This window comes from Aestuariibacter sp. A3R04 (genome assembly GCF_018860805.1).
GTDB lineage: Bacteria > Pseudomonadota > Gammaproteobacteria > Enterobacterales > Alteromonadaceae > Alteromonas.
Genome location: NZ_JAHKQR010000002.1, coordinates 1 through 20,883 on the forward strand (window position 1 = coordinate 1; position 20,883 = coordinate 20,883).

Genomic DNA, 20,883 nt, shown 5'->3' on the forward strand with positions numbered 1-20,883 from the left:
AATATCATGGGCGTTAGCGGTCTCATATCTGCAATGAAGACATAAGAGTTGTGGAAACACTCATTCAAAAACTATAGTGGACTTAGAATTACTGTATTATTCAATTTAAAAACAGCAACCATAAATATGAGTTTTCACACGGTCTGTGTTAAAAGCGTCTTCTGCATCTCGATATTTTACTCGCGCAGAGGCAACATTCTGCTGTCTCACATCGAGCTCTTCAAAATAGTTTGTCAACGCTTGTTTCTCAGTCTTCAAGGCTGTTTCCGTCAATTGCACTTCACTTTCGAGATTTTTAATCTCAGCATCTTTGGCTTTAATACGAGCGGCATAATCTTCGTAGGTAGAGGCTATTCGCTTCCTAATCCGCTGCTCAATGTTGCTGCTTAAATTATCCGTCTGTGTGCCTGTGGAACTACCAAATAACATACTCTGCGCTTGTTGCGTTGCTTGCTGCATGCCCGCCAAATTTCCTATGACATCTTCTGCCGTTGTCATGCCAGACGCTAATTTTGCGGCACTGGTTAACAGGTTAGTGCCTACTTCTTTATACGCCTTCAACATTTCGCTGGGGTCATTGTCGTAGTTTTTAAGATTCCAGTTACCAATATCGTCTTTCACAAATACCATGCTGGTTTTGCCATTCCCCTGGGCAAATGCGGTATTGATTTTCGACCAGTTGTTGTCGTTAATCAGCCTTTCAATCATGCGAGTTCTACTTTGCACGGGCCATTGGCGACTTTTTCTCGGTGTGGCATCTAGCCACTCGAAAAGGTTTAAATAGTCTGTACCTTCGGATTCCCTTAAAAACACACTGGTGGGCAAGAGTTCCGCCTTGGCTTCACCTCGCTGTTGCCGAACAATGGCATCAGTGCGAGCAAGTATTTCGTTGCCTAATTCAGCAACAGTTACCGCAGCTCTTGCAATGGCGATGCGGGTGCGTTTAGAGCTCGGCAAAATAGCCACGTGCGTCGTTGCCCAATGCTCTGCCCCTTCCGTTAAAAGCTTACCAACATTGGCAATGCGAGTAAGACAGTCTTCGGTGACGCCTAAACCCTCATCGCTTTGAGTGTCTTTGGGCGATTTCAGCAAGGTTTTTCTGCATTCCAGAATATTCTTTTTACCTTGATCAATCTGCGATGCATCTTTGTTGTAAATATAATTAAGTACGCTAAGTACGTTTAGCTTCACATCCGCCAATTGCGGACAGATTTGATGTGGTTGATCTTCTTTTTTTGTGGGTATGGTGGTGTATTCATATGGTTGTAAAAAATCGAATTCAAGATGTTCAATAACGTCAACAGCACCCGGTCGCTTTTTAATGAGCGGAGGATCCAATTTCCTTATGGGGAACAAACTAAACCAGTTGTGATCCTTTTCCGGGAAAATAGTGGAAAACAACCTGTCAACGGTTGCGGGCGACTTGTGAACAGATTCCAGAAGGTCTATTTCAGAGTCGAATTTTTCTGGGGCAGTACACTGCTTTATCATCTCATTCGGGTGTTCGGTACCAAACTCGCTGCGCGTACCAAAACAACCCAACCTGCACTCACTGATCTGAATTGCACGGGTTATATTTTCCAGAACATGGGCAGTGAGATTGATGGTGCCTATTAACTCCGCCTTTTGCACTTCCAGGGTTTTGCTAAGGGGGCCATCGTACACTTCCACATCTATTCGCATAGACCCTGCGGCAAGAGCCATAACAGGAAATAGTGATGTTGCAATTAAAGTAAGTACTTTCATAATGCCTCTCCTTGGCAAGATAAACCAGGTACGCTGACAATCTGGTTGTCATCGTGTAGCGTTGCTTCAACGGCTTTAGTCAGTTCACACAATGAAGTTAGTTGGTCACCATCCGCCGCCGCTTCAAGCAAATGCTTTTTCTGTGTCAACGCTTCTTTGGCTTTGCTCAGCCGTAACTCAGCCTCAACCACAGGCAGCAGTTGCGGTTCATTCGCTTGGTGAGCGTTTAAAACTTGCTGTGATAACTGCTTGAGTACTTGTGTAATGGGTGAATTGTCAACGTACATGGCCATAATAAGCCTTTCATCCTGATCGAAGGTACGCCACCCTTCAGGCCCAAGTACCTGGAAGCCTTTGTGTTTGCTCATCTCGCAATTTATTGTCTCTGTTTGCTTTGCAAGCATTGCTTTGGGATCTATATCTGAAGCCGAAGAAGATAATTCCACGCCTGTTGCTGCTTGCAATTTTGCGTTCATTGCGGTGCGAATTGAGGCTAATACACCTCCATAGTTGTTATCGCCATTGAGATAACTGTTTTCAGCCACTGCCGCAATTAAAACGCCGCTTTGATCTATCAGCGCTTTTGCAACATTATCTTTATTCGCGAGAAGCAGTAACTTTTTCCCTTTATCAAAGTCCAGCGAATCAGGGAGATTATCAACGCGACTTGGAAGCTGCGCAATAGAAGCCAATATTGTATCAACTCTCTCTGATAACTTCTTTTCTAACGCCTCTCTGTGCTCTGGTGTTAAATCTTTGAAAGTACCATCTGCATCACCTTTTGTTTTATCCTTTAGCCAATCTAGCACCGGGGTAAAGTCAGTGGTAATGTCTTTCAGTTTTGTAGTTTTTTTCTTAGCATCATCCACAAACACTTGAGCAAACTGTTTTGAAAAAGGCGTTGTCCCATCTGAGCCCGCTATATTCGAAATGTCTTTGTTACTAACAAGAAATGTAGACAAGGCATCAACGTAAGCATTTTCGTTAGCGTTAAAGTCCAACTTTGGGGTTAACTGCCCTGTTATCATTCCATCCCATTTTACTTGTGGTGTCGGGTCGCTCAGAAAACTGTTGGCTAAAGAAGTGGAATTAACGGCGCTGTCCAAATTTTCTTTCATTTTCTGGATAATCAGAGCTTTTAGCCATTCGAGCGACAATGCGTTGAGCTTCGCATTCAAGGCGTCTTTGTTTGCATCAATTAGCGCAGTTCTTTTTTGAGTCAACGCTTCTGCAATGTCCGTTTTAAATGCGTCGTCGAGGACATCTTTGCTTTTAAGAATGTCGTCACTTAGTGAACTGTCAAACTTTCCGTCGTCTGCAATATCCCTTTCTTCCAGCACTTTTAACAATTCAACATGCACAAGGTCTTTTACGCGGGATTGCTCACCAACGAGTTTAAGGATCCTACTGTACTCTTTCTGCAGGTTTAGATAGTCATCCCATGCTTGTGCTTTTTCTGCTTTAGCCTGGGTTTCATTTTCAGATACGTATCGATATCGCTTGATATTTTCATCATAAATCACAGCGGCCCCTAACGGGTCTATTTCCCAACTCTTTAAGCTTCCTGATTCGAACTTGATGTTGTTCATGGACGTGTTGGCTTTACCCGTCATGGTAAACCGATATAACCCATCTGATGCAGGCACATTCGGATGTTTGCCATCTTGGCCTTTGCAATAATCGAATACCCTAAAATAGTAGGTGGTCCTGAAAGCGACGTTTTTATCCTGAAACCTGGGGTCAGACCCAGTTCTGATGTGATGCTCTGGTGCAACACTGCAACCGACCAACATAATAGTGGCAACGCTAATGGCAACTTTGGGCTTTATTAGCTGCGCTAACCTGACTGTCTTTCTCATCATCCTTCCTTAGATTTTTAATAAATTAATACAACCCCACCGCTCTGCGCAGCACAGCCAAATGTTCGTTGTCGGAAGGTACTTCGGCAGCCTTCCAATAGGCCGTGTGGGTGAAGCCATCTTTTATTTTTGAATAATCCAGTACAATTTCTTCAATGGGGGTTTTAGACATATCGCTTGGGGGGGTCATGGTGCCATTTGCCACGTCAAACGATTCAAAGCTATAGTTGCGGCTTACCGGCCCTGAGATTAGATCACCTTTAATATAGCCGTCGTGTGGCATGTAAATATTCGTCCACTTCACGGCGGCGAATACTGCACCATGATGCAGGTAGTATTTATCATCGCCTCCGTAATACCAGGCACCGTGCTCGGTGAGCGGCGGAGAAGTAGGTAACTCCCTATCCAGCTTGCGCTTTACGAAATTTTCCCGATTTTTATAAAGCAACACATCGGCATAGGTAAGGGGTGAACCCAGGGTAATAAAATCTGAAATCAGCCAGTTATTGTCCGGGTCGTTGTCGGTAAGTGAACTGAAAAGTTGTCGCTGCGTTTGCCAGTACGCGCCAGCATCAAAAGCCTCTGTACCGCAGCTTTTGGCAAGTTCTGTTAACGCGTTGCAATGGTTACGCGATGCTTCGCTCAAGGGGGTGGGAATGTCGTCGTGATCTTTAAATTTATTATGCCGTGCCCACAAGTGAGTAATGATATCGTAGGCCACATACGACCCTAAGCTATGCCCCACAAGTACAATTCTGTCGTAGTCACCGGTTTGATGAATACGCTCCAGTAACTCCACACCGCCCTTTCGAATGGCTTGCCTGATGGCTATGTTGGCAGGTTTTGCCTGAATGTAACGGGCAACATCACCAAAGTAATGGGTGAAGAAGCTGCGGGCTTTCGCGACAAGGAACGCCCAACCTGCACTGGCTGCTGTGACAAACGTCAGGGTCAGGCCCGACAGATCATCCGAACTACTGGCAATATTACGCCACCACAACGCGAGAAAAAAGCCGAAGACAATAAGCCCCCACAGGATAAACCAAAGTGGCTTTAGCGTATTGGCATGGTTGTCATAGCGGCTGGGTAAACAGAAAAGCAGCGCGCTGATCCACCCCCAAAAATGTTCCCATTTTGTGCCTACTGTGCGATGCGCCCAATAGTATTCAAAAAAGTCCGTACGCTGAACCGGTTCTTCTTTGCCACTGGCTTGTGGCCTGTCTGTGGTAAGGCGTCTCTGCTCGAAAGATTCACTAACTGAACTGGGCTTGTTCCAAAAGTGGGGAGAGGTGAGGTTTGGATCCTGTTTCCAAACATGGGTAACAAACTCTCTAATGGTATCCATTGGGCGTTGTTCACCCATACCATGAATAACCACTACTGCCTGCTTTTTCGCGCTATTTGCGTTAGCTGATGACGTCGCCATTGCCTGTTCCCTTTAGCAAAATTTATCCTGCTCTAAGCAACTGGCAAGTACTTCAATTGATTTTGTTTAAATATCAAACAGAACACATTGCAAGTCAACGGCTAATTTTAGGAAATTTACAGCGTCGAAGTACCTTTGGATGCCTGCTTGTGTTCATACATGTTGGCATCGGCTTGTTTAAGTAGCATTTGGATACTGTGATGAGGTTTCTCTACAGCATAACACCCGACACTGGCGCTGATGCGTACACTACCTGATTCAGTATTTAGCATAAACGACTGGCATCGGCTTTGCAGCCTCTCAAACAAACGTTGTGATTGCTGGCGATCAGGGCAGTGGCTTAGAACAACAAATTCATCACCGCCATAACGCCCGATAAGATCCCGCTCCCGACACACCGCTTTCAAACTCGTGGCGACCTTCATAAGCGTTGCGTCACCGGTTGCATGACCGTAGCGGTCGTTAACTTGTTTGAACCGGTCTAAATCAATAAATAACAACGTGAGTACCCCACCTTCCCGGGCGTGGCGGGTAAGCATTCTGTCAGCTGCGGTTTCCCAGCCCCGCCGGTTGAGAACCGGGCAAAGACTGTCATAGCTTGCGTCCCTAAATGCACGTGTTCGGTCGATATTCAGCTGACGTACTTTTTCTGACACCGCCACGGCCAGAAGAACGGCCTCAATGGTAACGGCAATCACAAGACCATAACGATGTAAAAATGGATTAATATCATGAAGATAAACCCGCAACACCATGGAAAAAAACATAACCAAAAGTGATACAAGCACAAGCTTTGCCGCAGGCACCCGCATTTTTACAGCGAAAACGGTTGCCCCAACTATACCGGCTATGCCCGCCAGGGTTAATGTTCCCATAAAGCTGCTGTACTGCAGTGTGAGATTTTCAGGTAAAATGGCCTGCAACACGGCCAGCGCCAACACGACGATGCCCACAATACGCAACGGTATGAAAAACGGTTTACGCAATAAACGCCCAAAATCCAGAAGACGAATAATGAATCTCATTCCCGTAAACACGATAAGCCCTGCAAACAGCATTTTTACACGTAAATCGTTGACCCATATTGCCCCTGGGAAAACGATGTTCAACATGCCTTCCTGTATAAAGAAAAACATACCCGCAGACGCAATATAGGCACTGTATGCATAAAACCCGGCATTGTGCATACTTCGTCCCAACACGCCCACAAAGATAACCAAAGCCAGACTGAAGCCGAAAAAACCACTCATCATCAGTAAGTGAATGTGTTCCCGTTCATAAAAATCAGGTACTGAATCTAGTCGAGGATAAATAAAGCGACTGCGTTGCACGTTGAGAATTAATTCTACATCGTATTGCCCGGCGGGCAGGAGAAAGGCTTTACTGGCGCTATTTAACGTGACAAATTCCTCCCCCTCAGTATTTACAGCGGTGGCCTGCCTGGCAACGTCGAGCCGAAAACTTAGCACGGCCTGCTCAGACAACTGACAGTAGAGAATAACGCGGTGTTCGCCACGGTTGACGGGAATAGATGATGGCATGCTTTGTTTTGAAGCTGACGTATTACACCCAGCGATAACATCAAGGGGGAAAATGAACAACAACAGACAAAAGCCAATGCGAAACCAGTTTAAAGATATGGCGGACAATTTAGATTGTTCCCATGAATACATCGCTTCCCTACTACTACTTAAGACGAGCTATTAAATTGATAGTACTCACAAGAAGCCTAAAAATAAAATACTATTACCCCTTGATAAGATCACCAAATCACTTCTTGAAGACACTGGAAAATGTCTCGTTTTTACAAGGGTTAACCCATTTTGGCAATCACAGTCTACCGCGTCACATATAAAGTTCAGCGAAGTAAAACCCAAGGCCACACAGGCACCGGAATTTCATCCTCTTCCAACTTACAGCTTAGGCGAAAAAGCAGGTAATCACCAGGCGTCCCCAGCATATATCACAGTAATATCATTGTAGCTTTTTGCTAATCTGTTCAAGAGATAAACCCTTAGTTTCAGGGAAGAGACGAATAACCAATACCAGGCTGATCAAAGCCAGTACACCGTAAACGGCAAAGGTGAATGCCGCACCAAACTGTGATAATTCCCATGGAAAGACAAACTGAACCAAAAAACTGGCCAAGGCATTTACAACACCCACTAATGACAACGCAAGCGCCCGTGACTGATTGGGAAAAATTTCGGCGAGCATTGTCCACATTACCGGTCCTAATGACATGGCAAAAGAAGCCACAAACGCCATTATGCCAAAGAGCACAAGTGGTGCATTCATATCAATGCTCTTGCTCAATAACAATGCCTCGTGTTGTTGGAACATCGCATCACCTGCGGCTGATGCTACAGCTTGTTTAAACGCGATATCAGAATCAAACGCAATCTGGGAAACCGGACCCAAAGCCTCTGCCAATTCAGGGACTATAGCGGCCAGCTCAGCAACGGCATCTCTATCGAGATAAAACTCAGCCTGACTAAACCCGTATGTACACACAGCCATGCTCAGCGCCACCCCACACAAACCGGTAATGAGCAATGGTTTTCGCCCCCATCTGTCTATGGTGTACATAGCGACTAAGGTGAAAACTATATTCACCAGTCCTATCCAGATAGCTTGCATAAAGGCCGCATTTGTACCTACGCCACTTTGTTCAAAAATTGTTGGTGCATAAAAGAAAATAACGTTGATACCGGTGACCTGTTGAGAAATGCCGAGTATAAGGCCGATTAGGAGAGGAAAGCGCAATGCCGGTGTAAACAGAGCTCGAGCCCCCTCCCGCCAATGCCAGCTACGTTCGTTTAAGGATGTCATTATCGCATTTAACTGCTTGATGGCGTCATCACCGGAAAAGAGCCGATTGACTACCTTTTTCGCCTGCTCATCACGGCCTTTTAGCAGCAGCCAACGAGGGCTTTCAGGCACAAAGAAAAGCAAAATAAACCACGCCAGAGCAGGCACCACTTCAAGGCCTAGCATAAACCGCCACGGCGCAGAGCTAATTCCCAATGACGCAACCCACCCCGCATCACTTTCGCTCAAATTGAGAAAGAAATAATTGCTGAAATACGACAAGGCAAAACCAAGTACAATGTGCAACTGGTTTACCGACACCATTTTTCCGCGGTGTTCAGGCTCACTAATTTCCGAGATATATACAGGCGCAACAACCAAGGAACAAAACGCCATTCCACCGATAAACCGGGCTACAACGAGCATGGTGTAATGGGTAGCCAGGGCTGAAGCGATAGCGGAACAAAGATACAGCAAAGCAATGTAAAGCAACGTTGTTCGCCGTCCCAGAGCATCACTGACCACGCCAGCCACAGTCATGGCCAGCAAAGCCCCCAATGTGGGTGAGCTCACTACAAACCCCTGTTGCCATGGGGTCAGTGAAAACGCGCTATCGATGAAACCAATAGCACCGGATATCACACTGGCATCAAAACCAAAAATAAACCCGCCTAAGGCTACAACAAGGGTATAATACAAAGTAGGTGATAACTTACCCATTTGGCGGCCGCCCTAATGACCCTCTTTCAATTAATTCAGGAAGGAATAAATGGGTAATATGCTCGTGGCGCCTGATATTGTAGACCTTGTCTAACACCCAGTGCGCAGCCATCTCTCCCATGGCTTTGATCGGGTTATTAATGGTGGTCAGTTTAGGGAACAAATAACGGGAGAAAAGTACATTGTCAAAACCGATAACCGACAAACTGTCGGGAATGTCTCGCCCGGCTTCCCTGGCAGCCGTCATGGCCCCTGATGCCATTTCGTCGTTAGCGCAAACCAGTGCCGTTAACTGGGGGGATTGAGTTATCAGGGCCTGAAAACCGGCATACCCGCTGGATTCGTGATAATCACCTTCGTAAACCACCGCCTTGTCAGGGTTTATTCCCACAGTGGCTAAAGCTCGACGATGGCCAGCTAACCGATCGGAGGCATCTTTTTTAAACAGCGGGCCGCTGATATAACCAATTTCAGTGTGACCACACTGAATAGCAGCCTGGGTTGCGATGTATCCGCCCTGCTCGTTGTTTACTACAAAACACTGTGATTCCATCCCCACAACGCTGCGATTGATAATTGCAATGGGTAAATTGCTCTGCCCGAGTGCTGTCAGGTATTCGTCAGACACAGCTTCGGCATGAAGGATCAGTGCATCACAGCGTCGACTCTTGAGAAAATCAATGGCTTCGACTTCACCGGTTGCATCCACGTGGCCGGCAGAAATAATAACGTGTTTACCATGCTGCTTTAGGGTACCTTCCACCGTACTCATTAAATCACCAAAATATGAACCGTGAAGCTCCGATACCAACAACCCGACACTGTTTGTTCGGTTCGATGCTAAGGACTGAGCGATCGCATTGGGTTTGTAGCCCAGCGCATCCATTGCTTCAAGGACTTTTTTCCTGGTTTTATCACTGACACTGGCATGCCCGTTCATCACTCTTGATACGGTAGCCAGCGACACCCCCGCCGCATCAGACACCTGATAAATTGTTGCCATAATATTGAGACTGCTATTGTTTTTTACACACTGTAACGATTATTGCACCTTAACACTAGAACCGTGCTCATACCTTGCGGTTTTACAGGCCTTTAATGTACGGCCGACAAGTTTAAGTATGCCCATTAGCATAGGATAATCTACCTAGCCGTACCGCCCCTAAATATAACCAATAGTCCACTCAACGTTACCTCTATAAAGCCAAATAAAGTAGCCATTAACATCGGAACCTAACATAAAGTCCCGTTTCAACGAAGACTATATCGTGGACAAGCGAAAACTATGCATAGCAACTCAGCTTGCGACATTATGGTAATTGAGTAGATTTATCCTGGGAACGGCGCTAACACTATTTTTACATTGAAAATGTAACACCATCGTGTAATCATCACCCCATGTAAGCGCTTACAAAAAATACTTAAAATTGAAAGCGCTTCCAATTGTTAATTTACCATTAAAAATAAAAATAGCCAACAAAGGGGATACGCTTTGGAGACACCGGCGATTTCAACGAATAATAGCGAAACGGGGGCATCACCTAAGCAGCCGTACCACTTTGCCCTTTTCGCGCTCACGTCACTGTTTTTTATGTGGGGATTTATTACTTGCTTGAACGATATTCTCATTCCTTATCTGAAAGGCGCCTTCGACCTCAGCTTTACTCAGGCAATGCTCATTCAGTTTTGCTTCTTTAGCGCTTACTTTATCGTTTCGCTGCCAGCTGGCATGATCGTTTCAAAAATTGGCTATCAAAAAGGTATTGTGCTTGGGTTAAGTATTAGTTGTGTAGGGTGTATTTTGTTCTACCCTGCTGCGGCGTATGAAGTGTATGGCATTTTCCTCTTCGCCCTGTTTGTACTCGCTTCAGGTATCACCATTTTGCAGGTTTCTGCCAACCCCTATGTGAGTGCGCTGGGTGATCCAAAAACTGCCTCATCGCGGCTTACATTGACCCAGGCATTTAATTCTTTTGGCACGACCATAGCGCCGTTTTTCGGTGCATACCTCATTTTTGGCAGTTCGGGGGAACACGGAGGCACCGCAACAGCCTCGGATGTCCAACTTCCTTATCTCATTCTTGCCCTGGCCCTTTTGCTCTTGGCCATGACATTCATGTTTCTGAAACTCCCCAAACTTCACCACGAAAATAACGGTGCAGGGTTATTTTCAGGTGGTGCCTGGCAACACAAACACCTCGTTTTAGGCGCTGTAGGTATTTTTATGTATGTAGGTGCTGAAGTCGCCATTGGCAGCACGCTTGTCAGCTATCTCGCAGACACATCTGTCAGGGGGCTGTCTGAAAGCCAGGCGTCTAAAATGATTGCATACTATTGGGGCGGTGCCATGGTCGGGCGCTTCATAGGCGCACTGGTGTTGCAAAAAATCGCCGGTGGCACTGTGCTGGTTTTCAATTCGCTGGTTGCCATAGGGTTAATCGTGGTGTCAGTGAACACGACTGGGAATATCGCCATGTGGAGTATTCTTGGCGTGGGTTTATTTAATTCCATAATGTTTCCCACTATTTTTAGCCTTGCACTACAACAGCTGGGCAAAGATACGCCCCAAGGCTCCGGTATCTTATGCTTAGCCATTGTTGGCGGCGCCATTATTCCCCTTTTTCAAGGCATGCTGGCTGACAGTATGGGTATTACACTATCGTTTTTACTGCCAGCGGCATGCTATTTCTACATTGCGTATTACGGCTTATTGGGAAGCCGCGTACATTCATCTTTGCACGAGGAATCACAATGAAACTCAACTGTCTCACCTCAACCATAGCCGTGATAATACTGGCAGGTTGTTCTGACTCTCCCCAGAATACTGCTAGCCAGAGCACAAGTGAAAGCAAGGCATCTGCTGTCTGGCCAGCTTTGGATATTGCCGTCAAGCCCTCTAAGGACGTTGAAGACAAAGTGTCAGCTGTAATGGCCACGATGACACTGGAGCAAAAAATAGCGCAAATGATCCAACCTGAAATTCGCAATATCACCGTAGAAGAAATGCGTCAATACGGCTTTGGTTCTTATCTCAATGGAGGAGGATCATTCCCTAATGGTAACAAACACGCCACCCCTGAAGAATGGATACAGCTTGCTGAAGACATGTATCAGGCATCCATTGACGACAGTTTGGATGGTTCCACCATACCGACCATGTGGGGCACCGATGCCGTACACGGACACAACAATGTAGTGGGCGCTACCCTGTTTCCTCACAATATCGGTTTGGGTGCAGCAAATAATCCGGCGCTAATGGAGAAAATTGCTCACATCACAGCGAAAGAAGTAATGGCAACAGGCATCGACTGGGTATTTGCTCCTACTGTTGCAGTCGTGCAGGACGATCGTTGGGGCCGTACCTACGAAAGTTACTCTGAGAACCCTGAAATTGTCAGGGAATATGCCGCGTCGGTTGTCAAAGGTCTGCAAGGCCCGGCTGATGCAGATTTCCTGGGCGACCAACGGGTGATCAGCACGGTTAAACACTTTGTGGGTGATGGTGGTACTGTAGCCGGTGACGATCAGGGCGACAACATTGCCAGTGAACAGGAACTGTTCGATATTCATGCCCAAGGGTATGTGGGTGGTTTAACCGCAGGAGCGCAATCGGTCATGGCATCGTTTAACAGTTGGCATGGTGATAAATTGCATGGTCACAAATACTTGCTTACCGACGTTCTTAAAACGCGGATGGGGTTTGATGGTTTTGTCGTTGGAGATTGGAATGGCCATGGTCAGGTAAAAGGCTGTACAAATGATGATTGTGCGCAGGCCGTCAAAGCTGGCCTGGATATTTTCATGGTGCCAGGTGACTGGAAACAACTGTACTATACCACCATCGAACAAGTGAAAAACGGCACCATACCTTTGGCACGAATCGATGATGCTGTACGGCGAATCCTACGGGTAAAAGTGCGCGCGGGTCTTTTCGACAAACCCAGTCCGGCGGCACGGCCACTTTCCGGCAAACGCGATCTGATTGGACACCCGGACCACAGAGAGGTAGCGCGACAGGCGGTAAGAGAATCACTGGTGTTGCTCAAAAACAAGCAACAGTTGCTACCACTTAAATCGGGACAACAGATTTTGGTCGCAGGTGATGCAGCCAATAACATAGGTAAGCAATCCGGAGGCTGGACCATTACCTGGCAAGGCACCAACAACACCAATGAAGACTTCCCCGGCGGCTCATCCATTTTTGACGGAATCAGCACTCTCGCCAACGAAGTGGGCAGTAAAGCCACACTTTCTGAAGATGGTAGTTACACAGGTAAACCAGATGTGGCAGTGGTTGTGTTTGGTGAAGAGCCGTATGCAGAAGGTCACGGTGACAGAGAAACCCTGGTTTATCAACAGAACAACAAACGGGATCTCGCTTTGCTGGAAAAATTCAAAAGCGAAGGGATTCCGGTCGTATCTGTGTTTATCAGTGGCCGTCCGATGTGGGTTAACCCTGAATTAAACGCCTCAGATGCATTCGTGGCAGCGTGGCTGCCAGGCTCTGAAGGCGCTGCCGTTGCTGATGTACTCTTCGGCAAACATGACTTTACCGGTAGACTGCCGTTCTCATGGCCTGCCACACCGTCTCAGGTGGTGAATACCGGCGATGAAGATTATGCGCCCTTGTTGCCTATTGGTTTCGGTTTGAGCTTGGAAGATGCCAATGTACTTGTTGATGATCTCGATACAACGCTTGCCCAACAAGTAAGCTCTGGCCAGCCTCTTACGCTGCTTGACGGCGCGGTTCAGGCACCATGGGTATTGTGGCTTCAGTCAGGTGACCAATTACTGAGCGTAAACGCCAGTACACATACAATTGGCGCACTGACATACCGCACCAGTGATAAAGTCATTCAGGAAGATGCCAGAACCCTGACATTTGATGGCAGCGAACCTGCTGCCCTGCGCTTTGCCAGCAAAAGCTACTTTAGGGAAGACGTGAGCTCATATGTAACCGACAATACTGTATTGTCTTTGAGTGTTAAACGACACAGTGATATTACAGGGCCTCTCACTGTAAGTATGAATTGTGAAAGTGAAGGTGATGCGGCTGGTAGCTGCTCTGCCACTATTGATCTAGCTGCACCTCTGGCAGCACTTCCCATAGACAAATGGCAAACCATTACCATCCCTACGGCATGCTTCACCGCTCAAGGTATCGACTTTACTGGTTTGGTTGTCCCGCTGGAAATTGCCAGCGCGTCGGCTGTAGAACTGAGTATTGCTGAAGTTGCAATTGCACCGCATAGTGGTGACAACCTCACAATACAATGCACCGAATAAGCTGATTTAACACCTAAAAAAGCCCGCTACCGGGCTTTTTTGCATTTTGCATTTTGCATTTTGCATTTTGCATTTTGCATTTTGCATTTTGCATTTTGCAGCTCAGAATATCAGCCATTTCTGCGCGCCAATGCTAGGGAGAATACGCATGACTACATGATCAATGAAAAGGACAAGTAGGGCAAGGCCTTGACACTTCCCTTTCAAAGTGGGCCCCTGAAGCACCATAGCTTCTCCACGATTCGGTATTCACCAAAGTATCTCCGCGATAGTAGTCCACAAAGAACCTTTCGCCATTATCAAGACCTCTACTCAGCGCTTCACCGCCAATTCTGGTCCACAAACTTAGAGATTCACCGCTTCCTGCCCAGCTACACATGTTGCCACTGCATTTAATCGTTATCCTTTCAAGTTTATCATCCCAGTTCGAGGGTAATTGAGCCCCTCGTGAAAATTTGGCATACTTTCTGTGTTTCTCGTACTCAGCTTCCATTGAGGAAAGAAATAGAGATAGCTTATTAACGGGAACCCCAAAAAAATTGGCGAACTGAGATTGGAAATTATTAAATACGACTTGCCTTTCGCTTTCAGTATATGACTCTGGGTATTTAAATTCAGGCAGATGAAATATGGCAGGATGATTAGGAGAGATAATACCATTTTTATAATTAAAAAAGTTTTCTCTGGCTTTTACCATAGACAAGTCTGACATACCAAACTGCTCAGCTATATTTCTTATGTACCTGGCTGCTTCGTTTTGGTTCAAACCCTGCTCAGAAAAGCGCTCCTCATTTGCAAGCGAATTAAACGAAAAAAAAACAAACATCAGTAATAAAAAATTAGACTTCATACTCACTCTCCATGTAAGAACAGTCTTGGATATTGACGATGAACGTTAGCAACGCGCTTCAAATTTGTCAATTAAGAAACTTCCAATACAATTAGACTCAGATACTAATGAAAATGTTTTAGCCGTTCAACTAAAAATATGAGGCTCGATACTATTTAGCAAACGCAGAGCCTGTTAAACGATAGTGCGGGATGCAAAAAAAGCCGCTTCGAAAAGCGGCTTCATCCATATATACGAACTTTAAGAGTTAGAATGTGTAACGAGCACCGAGGGTATAGCGAGGGCCGTACTGACGAGCAAACAGGAACTGCTCTTCAAACCGGCCATAACCACGTTCGGTTTCATTGTTAATATTCACGCCCTCAACAAACACAGTGAAGTTTTCGTTGAAGTCATAGTTAATACTCGCATCCCACTGCCCGAAACTATCAAACTGAGTAGCCGGGTTGTCTGATGACCCCTGAGCCTGGCCTATGCCCACAACGTAATCTGAACGCCAGGCATAAGTGACTTTTACCGATAAACCTTCTTTCTCGTAGAAGACCTGGAAGTTTGCAGAGTCACTGATCCCCACCAATGGATTTTGCGGTTCCAAATCATAAGGGTCATACTCAACATCCCCATCTACGATGGTGCCGTTGACGCCCACACCAAAACCGGTGTCGCCAAAGGTATGCTGAACAGCCAACTCGATACCATCCACGGTTTTCGTGTCGTCGAGGTTTCGTGGTTTCGTCACGCGCCAGGAAATAAGCGGGTCGCCAGATTCAGGTTCTACCACGCCATTAGCATCGGCATAACCATTATCAACAAAATAGCCGTAAATTGCAGAGTCGGTTGCCTGTATACCGTCCGCTTCAAGAGCAGATACGGCTTCGTTCCAACGGGCACCTTCGTAGATATCAAATAATCCATCGAAGGTCTCCTCTGAAGACTGATAATCGATATAGTTTTTCACTGATTTCCTGAAAAGACCTACCGATGCATAGCTGGATTCGTCGTAGTACCATTCCAAGGATAAATCCAGGTTGGTAGACTCGTATGGCAGCAAGCTGGTATTCCCTTCTGACACAGTTCTGGCCCCAATTTTGGGACTACCGCTAAACGAACGGCCACCCTGCAATAACCCAATCGGTGCACGTGTGATAGATTTACCCCACGAGAAGCGGGCAACCACATCGTCAGTGACATCAACTTTTACGTCGAACATTGGCAGAAGCACATCGTATTCACCGGTAAAATCTTGTAATTCCAGCTCAGGTTGAAACTCGGTGATCCACTCAGATGCAGCGACCCAGTTTACCTGAATTGGCACTCGCACTTCTGCTGAACTCGGTACTTCTGTTTCTTCATAGCGTACGCCTGCGTTCACCTGAACGTAGTAACCTTTTACATCAAAATCCCACTCTGTTTGCACGTAGATGGAGTCGGTTGTTTCTTCCACCAGGCTTACTGACGGGTCACCGCTGAAGTACGGATCAGTTGAATATACGTTACTTTCGCCTGTGACATCCGCCGTCAGATACGCCAGCTGCCGCGTGATAGCTTCGTCGAAGCTGTAGGTATAGTAGTAATTAGGATTTAAGTCAGAACCACCACCGTCAAACGCATCAAGGAAATCACCAGTGTCATTTCTTACGAACATGCTGTCGGGGAATATTTCCGTATATGACGGGCTAAAGCCCGGGCCACCCCGCAGTCCACTCCATGCAGTAAACCCACTTAAGGTTTGTTCTGTTCTCGCTACACCAAAATCCACTTTCACAAGGGGAATATCAAATGCAGAGTTATACCAGGTGCCATCGAGCTGGAATTGTTGAATTTCAGATTTTCCTGGTGAGTAAATAAACTGGCTGAAGTTGGAATCAATCTCGCTCGGCATAAGCTCATTGGTACCGTTATTCCAGTTTACATAAACGCTGGGTACTTCTCCTGAACGGTAGTCATAGACTTTGGAAATCAGTTGATCAGAACCGAGAATGATTTGACCTGCGCTACCCAGCCCATCGTCGTGGCCGTTGTCGGTTTCATTGCTGGAATCGTGGTAGTCCAGGGAAACTTCCCAGTCGTCGTTAATTTGCCATTCGAGGTTGATACCTATGGAGCGGGCATCAACTTGCGTTGTATTCCGACTGGCAGTAAACGAACCATCATCACCACTGATATCAGCGTATACCGCGGTACCATTTTTATCCAATTCATAGGCATTAATGTTGGCACCAAAGTTGTTCCAAATTCCCCAACCCACAGTATTTGTGCCTGTGGTGGCCCGGGAGGCAGTATAATCCACTGTGGCGGTAAAGTTGTCCACCGGACGGAATTGGAAAGTGACCTGGGCATTGGTACGTTCGCGCTGGACATCGTTGATGCTGTAGTTCATGTCCTTAGGAAAGAAGGCGACATCAGTCAGGTTTGTCCTGTTGTCGATGACGTTTTCAGCATCGAGTTCAGGCAGCGCATCGTTTTCCTGCAATACCCAGCCTTGTGCGCTGGCAGCCTGTTGTTGGAAATCCCGTTCCTGATGCGAAAAAGATACGCCAATACCAAACATGTCGTCATTAAAGGTGTTGCTGAATACTCCAGCGATTTCCGGTGTGATGTCATCGCCCGCTTCATTTGACGTATCCATGATACCTTTAGCGGAAATAGAAAATTGCTGCCCAGGCCTTGCCAGCGGACGCATGGTGAGAATATTTACGGTGGCGCCCAAACCACCACTTGGGTTTTCGGCCCGTGCTGTTTTTTGCAGCTCAAGGGTGTTTACCCCTTCTGAGGAAAGGTTTTCCAAATTATAAGAACGGGTAAAACCCGTACCCGGCATTTGTCGCCCATTCAACGTTACCAGGTTAAACTCCGGACCAAAACCACGCACTGTGATTTGGCTACCCTCGCCGTTAGAACGACTAATGGTTACCCCGGTAATACGTTGTAATGCCTCGGCCAGGTTGGTATCGGGAAATTTACCCAGTTCCTCCGCAGAAATGGCGTCAACCACACCACTTGAACCCCGTTTTAAGTCCATCGACCGCATTAAGCTGCCGCGAATACCACTTACCTGGATCACTTCCATTTCAGGGTTGTCAGCTTCTGTACTTTCTTGTGCTGACACCGGAGAACTAAGCGCTGTACCCATGACTACGGCTAAGGCAGTAGCAAGAGAAGATTTTTTAAATACTGTGTTTTTCATAATAGCCCTACTGAATCTTGGTGGCTTCTCATTGCCGCCAGCCTTCTTGCTGGCGGCGGCCTCTATTTCTATTCTGCTGCGATTTCAGCGTTATCTATACGGTACACCGCGCCTTCCCCTTGTCCCCAGGCAGGGAATACCATGACAACGTTAATTGCGCTTATATCCAGACCCGCGTCATACAACGTCTGCAATGGAAAGGTGTAGGTTTGCCATTCACCAGCAACAGGATCTGCACCTTCGAGACTGGAAGAAAGTGGCAGTTCTACAGCGGTTGAAGCACCAATGGATTCAATTTTGAATAACCAGGGAGCTGAGCTGTCATTTGGCATTGCACTCACTTTCATTTCAAAGTGAACTACGCCGGTGCTCAGTAAGGCTGAAGCGTCAAAAGAAACGTCTTCGTCGGCTAAGAAACCCATTACCGTAGGTTGTGAACCAATTCTGAATTCTGCCACGGTGCCGTGAGCATCATCGTCAGTTTCTTCGGTAGGCGTAGAGCCACCACAACAGTCCCAAATTGTCCACTGAGAGGCAGCACTGTCTGCAAAGAGTGTAAGTTCAGACGATGGCAGAGCTCCGGCGTCCGGGTGATAAATTTTCATGTTATCTAGGCGATACACAGCACCTTCACCACTGCCCCAAGCCGGGAAAATCATGATGACGTCAATGGCACTGAGATCGAGCCCAGCAGCCTGAAGATCTGCAAGCGGATAGGTATAAGTTTGCCATTCACCAGCTGTCGGCGCTGCTCCCTCTGAACTTTCAGAAAGAGGGAGTTCTACCGCTGTCGCCGCGTCGTTAGACTCCACTTTAAACAACCAGCTCGCACTGGCGTCATTTGGCATGCTGACAACACGCATGTCGAATTGTAAAAGCCCACCATCTGCAAGGGCTGTGGCATCAAAAGGAGTATCACCACCGCCCGCTTCTGAACGAGTAATAAAGCCCATTACCGTAGGTTCTGCACCAATGCGGAATTCTGCGGTAAGGCCGTGTTCTTCGTTATCCATTTCTTCAGTGGGGGTTGAGCCACCACAGCAATCCCACATTGGCCAGTTCACATTCATGCTATCTTCAAAGATAACTAACTCAGGATACGAGTCCTGCGATAATTCAACGTTCGTTAAACGATACACCGCGCCTTCGCCTGTGCCCCACTCGGGGAACACCATCACTACATCGATAGCGCTCAGGTCAAGACCGCCATCAGCAAGTGCGGAAAGGGGAAACTCAAAAGACTCCCACTCGTTCGGGCGAGGTGATGTATTGCCAATATCACCCGGACCTACATAACCACTCATCAATGGCACGGAGACTTCAGTGGTTCCTTCAGCACTTTCCAGTTTGACGAACCAGTTGGCAGAAGCATCATTTGGCAACGAGGTTATTTTCAGGTCGAATTTGACACTGCCAGTATCAGCCATGGGCGAGGCATCAAATGTTTGTGCCTGTCCTTCAGGGTCGGTAATAAACAGCTCACGGCTAATGAAGCCCATCACCGTAGGCGTGGCACCAATGCTAAACTCGTAAACCTGTCCCTCGTCAGCATCTTCCACTAGCGCGGGTGTGGAGCCGCCGCAGCAATCCCATGCCGGCCAGTTTGGGTTTGGCGTATTGTCAAATATGGTGAGATCTTGCGCTATGCCAGTAGAGGGCGGCGAAGGAATGGGTGCTGCGCCTTCTACTAATGCATCGTCAAATGATTCATAGCCAGGCCGGATGGTTTCACAGCCCTTGCCTGTATCAGGGTCGGAAGCACACTGGTAAACACGAACATAATCAACTTCATAGGTGTTGCCATTAGCAAATGCGTCGGCGTCAATACCCAACTCATTTACATTTGATGGCCAATCGCCACCCACTGCAAAATTAAGAATGAGATAGAATTCTTGATCAAAAGGCGCATTGTCCCAGAAGGTAGTAAGCTCGCCAGTTCCCTGCTCATAGTACTCAGCATACCACCCACGGTGAGACAGCCCTGTAGCTTCGCCTTTGCTGTTGTATCGCACTTCAGAACGACGTTGTGTGGCGTACAGATAATCATCCATATACCAGCGAATTTCTCCCTCCTGCCATTCTACCGCATAGGTGTGAAAATCATCTGCGGGGTTAGCACCGTCGGGTAGTTTATACGCTTTGCCTGAGCTGTCATTGTTCGGCCATTCCTGCCCATAATGCAATGTACCGTGGATATAGGCTTCGGGGTTGCCGTCGGCATCCATTGCCTTTAAGTTCACCGATTCAAGAATGTCAATTTCACCAGAACGGGGCCAGCCACCGTAAACTTCATCAGTTGGCATCATCCAAAATGCAGGCCAGCTGCCCTGACCTGCTGGCAGTTTTGCCCGCATTTCAATACGACCATATTTAAAGTCTGCTTTATAGCGCGTGTTGAGTCGTGCGGATGTATAAGGTTTGTCGGCACCCTCTTCAGCGGGTAAAGCAACAATATTTAAAATGCCATCAGCTACGAAACTGTTTTCATCACTATCGGTGTAGCATTGTGATTCATTATTGCCACCGCCGTCACAGTTGACTTCGTGAGTCCATTTGTTCTCATCGATGCTGGTGCCGTCAAATTCATCACTCCATACCAATTCCCAGTCTGTGACGGGCTGGGTTGGCTCAACAATCGCTAAGTCCGTTGAGGTAGACGCTCCGCCCCCACAGCCAAAGAGGGTTGTGACCGAAATCGCAGCAGCCAGCCGTGTAAGTTGAGTTGTTTTATTAGTCATTATTTTCAGCCTGATACTAATTAAGTCGCAGTACATGCCGAGAAAACCAAGCGCCGGCATTTTGTAAGCGCTTACAAAAAAGAGAAAAATAAATGCCTTCATTTTTGAAAGCGCTTTCATTACATTAATCCACCGTTGAAGAAAGGTCAATATTGTTCTCATTTTTTTAACACTTTGGTTACGAAACAGCCAATTTTGAGTGCAGAGGACAAGCCGTCGGCAGATTGCTGCAGATTTAGCCAAAATGTCCTCGACACCTG

11 protein-coding genes are annotated in these 20,883 nt (G+C 46.9%); 2 read left to right on the forward strand and 9 right to left on the reverse strand.

Annotated features, from left to right (window positions below; genetic code table 11):
- Positions 1-105: 105 nt before the first annotated feature.
- From KO518_RS03320 to KO518_RS03345, 6 genes are all read right to left on the reverse strand, one after another.
- Entirely contained in the window at positions 106-1,746 is a 1,641-nt protein-coding gene (locus tag KO518_RS03320) for a hypothetical protein (protein WP_216024419.1), read from the reverse strand.
- Positions 1,743-3,608: a hypothetical protein gene (locus KO518_RS03325; RefSeq protein WP_216024420.1), complete on the reverse strand. Its 1,866-nt coding sequence runs from the start codon at positions 3,606-3,608 to the stop codon at positions 1,743-1,745. Before KO518_RS03325 ends, KO518_RS03320 begins: the two co-directional genes overlap by 4 nt.
- 22 nt (positions 3,609-3,630) lie before the next feature.
- Positions 3,631-5,031, reverse strand: a complete 1,401-nt coding sequence (locus KO518_RS03330) for a hypothetical protein (RefSeq protein ID WP_216024421.1) — start codon at positions 5,029-5,031, stop codon at positions 3,631-3,633.
- A 116-nt stretch (positions 5,032-5,147) separates the two neighbouring features.
- Complete coding sequence (locus tag KO518_RS03335; protein ID WP_216024422.1) at positions 5,148-6,680, reverse strand: diguanylate cyclase; 1,533 nt, start codon at positions 6,678-6,680, stop codon at positions 5,148-5,150.
- A 325-nt stretch (positions 6,681-7,005) separates the two neighbouring features.
- Positions 7,006-8,562, reverse strand: a complete 1,557-nt coding sequence (locus tag KO518_RS03340) for a sugar porter family MFS transporter (protein WP_216024423.1) — start codon at positions 8,560-8,562, stop codon at positions 7,006-7,008.
- Complete coding sequence (locus KO518_RS03345) at positions 8,555-9,565, reverse strand: LacI family DNA-binding transcriptional regulator (RefSeq protein WP_216024424.1); 1,011 nt, start codon at positions 9,563-9,565, stop codon at positions 8,555-8,557. Before KO518_RS03345 ends, KO518_RS03340 begins: the two co-directional genes overlap by 8 nt.
- 489 nt (positions 9,566-10,054) lie before the next feature.
- Here KO518_RS03345 and KO518_RS03350 point away from each other — a divergent pair, with 489 nt between their 5' ends.
- Both KO518_RS03350 and KO518_RS03355 read left to right on the forward strand, forming a co-directional pair.
- Complete coding sequence (locus KO518_RS03350; RefSeq protein WP_371742234.1) at positions 10,055-11,317, forward strand: sugar MFS transporter; 1,263 nt, start codon at positions 10,055-10,057, stop codon at positions 11,315-11,317.
- On the forward strand, positions 11,314-13,848 hold the full coding sequence (locus KO518_RS03355; protein WP_216024425.1) for an exo 1,3/1,4-beta-D-glucan glucohydrolase: 2,535 nt from the start codon (positions 11,314-11,316) through the stop codon (positions 13,846-13,848). The genes KO518_RS03350 and KO518_RS03355 overlap by 4 nt, the downstream gene beginning before the upstream one ends.
- A 160-nt stretch (positions 13,849-14,008) precedes the next feature.
- On the opposite strand, the gene KO518_RS03360 is transcribed toward KO518_RS03355, so the two are convergent.
- The 3 genes from KO518_RS03360 to KO518_RS03370 form a co-directional block, all read right to left on the reverse strand.
- Positions 14,009-14,698 (reverse strand): hypothetical protein, encoded by a 690-nt coding sequence (locus KO518_RS03360; protein ID WP_216024426.1) that lies wholly within the window; start codon positions 14,696-14,698, stop codon positions 14,009-14,011.
- 247 nt (positions 14,699-14,945) lie between these two features.
- Positions 14,946-17,885: a TonB-dependent receptor gene (locus tag KO518_RS03365; RefSeq protein ID WP_216024427.1), complete on the reverse strand. Its 2,940-nt coding sequence runs from the start codon at positions 17,883-17,885 to the stop codon at positions 14,946-14,948.
- Between the two features lie 68 nt (positions 17,886-17,953).
- Positions 17,954-20,623: a glycoside hydrolase family 16 protein gene (locus tag KO518_RS03370; RefSeq protein ID WP_216024428.1), complete on the reverse strand. Its 2,670-nt coding sequence runs from the start codon at positions 20,621-20,623 to the stop codon at positions 17,954-17,956.
- Positions 20,624-20,883 lie beyond the last annotated feature (260 nt).

Coding starts and splice junctions, on each gene's coding strand:
- KO518_RS03355 (WP_216024425.1), top strand. CDS start 11,314: ATGAAACTCAACTGTCTCACCTCAACCATAGCCGTGATAATACTGGCA.
- KO518_RS03340 (WP_216024423.1), bottom strand. CDS start 8,562: ATGGGTAAGTTATCACCTACTTTGTATTATACCCTTGTTGTAGCCTTA.
- KO518_RS03370 (WP_216024428.1), bottom strand. CDS start 20,623: ATGACTAATAAAACAACTCAACTTACACGGCTGGCTGCTGCGATTTCG.
- KO518_RS03360 (WP_216024426.1), bottom strand. CDS start 14,698: ATGAAGTCTAATTTTTTATTACTGATGTTTGTTTTTTTTTCGTTTAAT.
- KO518_RS03325 (WP_216024420.1), bottom strand. CDS start 3,608: ATGATGAGAAAGACAGTCAGGTTAGCGCAGCTAATAAAGCCCAAAGTT.
- KO518_RS03330 (WP_216024421.1), bottom strand. CDS start 5,031: ATGGCGACGTCATCAGCTAACGCAAATAGCGCGAAAAAGCAGGCAGTA.
- KO518_RS03320 (WP_216024419.1), bottom strand. CDS start 1,746: ATGAAAGTACTTACTTTAATTGCAACATCACTATTTCCTGTTATGGCT.
- KO518_RS03345 (WP_216024424.1), bottom strand. CDS start 9,565: ATGGCAACAATTTATCAGGTGTCTGATGCGGCGGGGGTGTCGCTGGCT.
- KO518_RS03365 (WP_216024427.1), bottom strand. CDS start 17,885: ATGAAAAACACAGTATTTAAAAAATCTTCTCTTGCTACTGCCTTAGCC.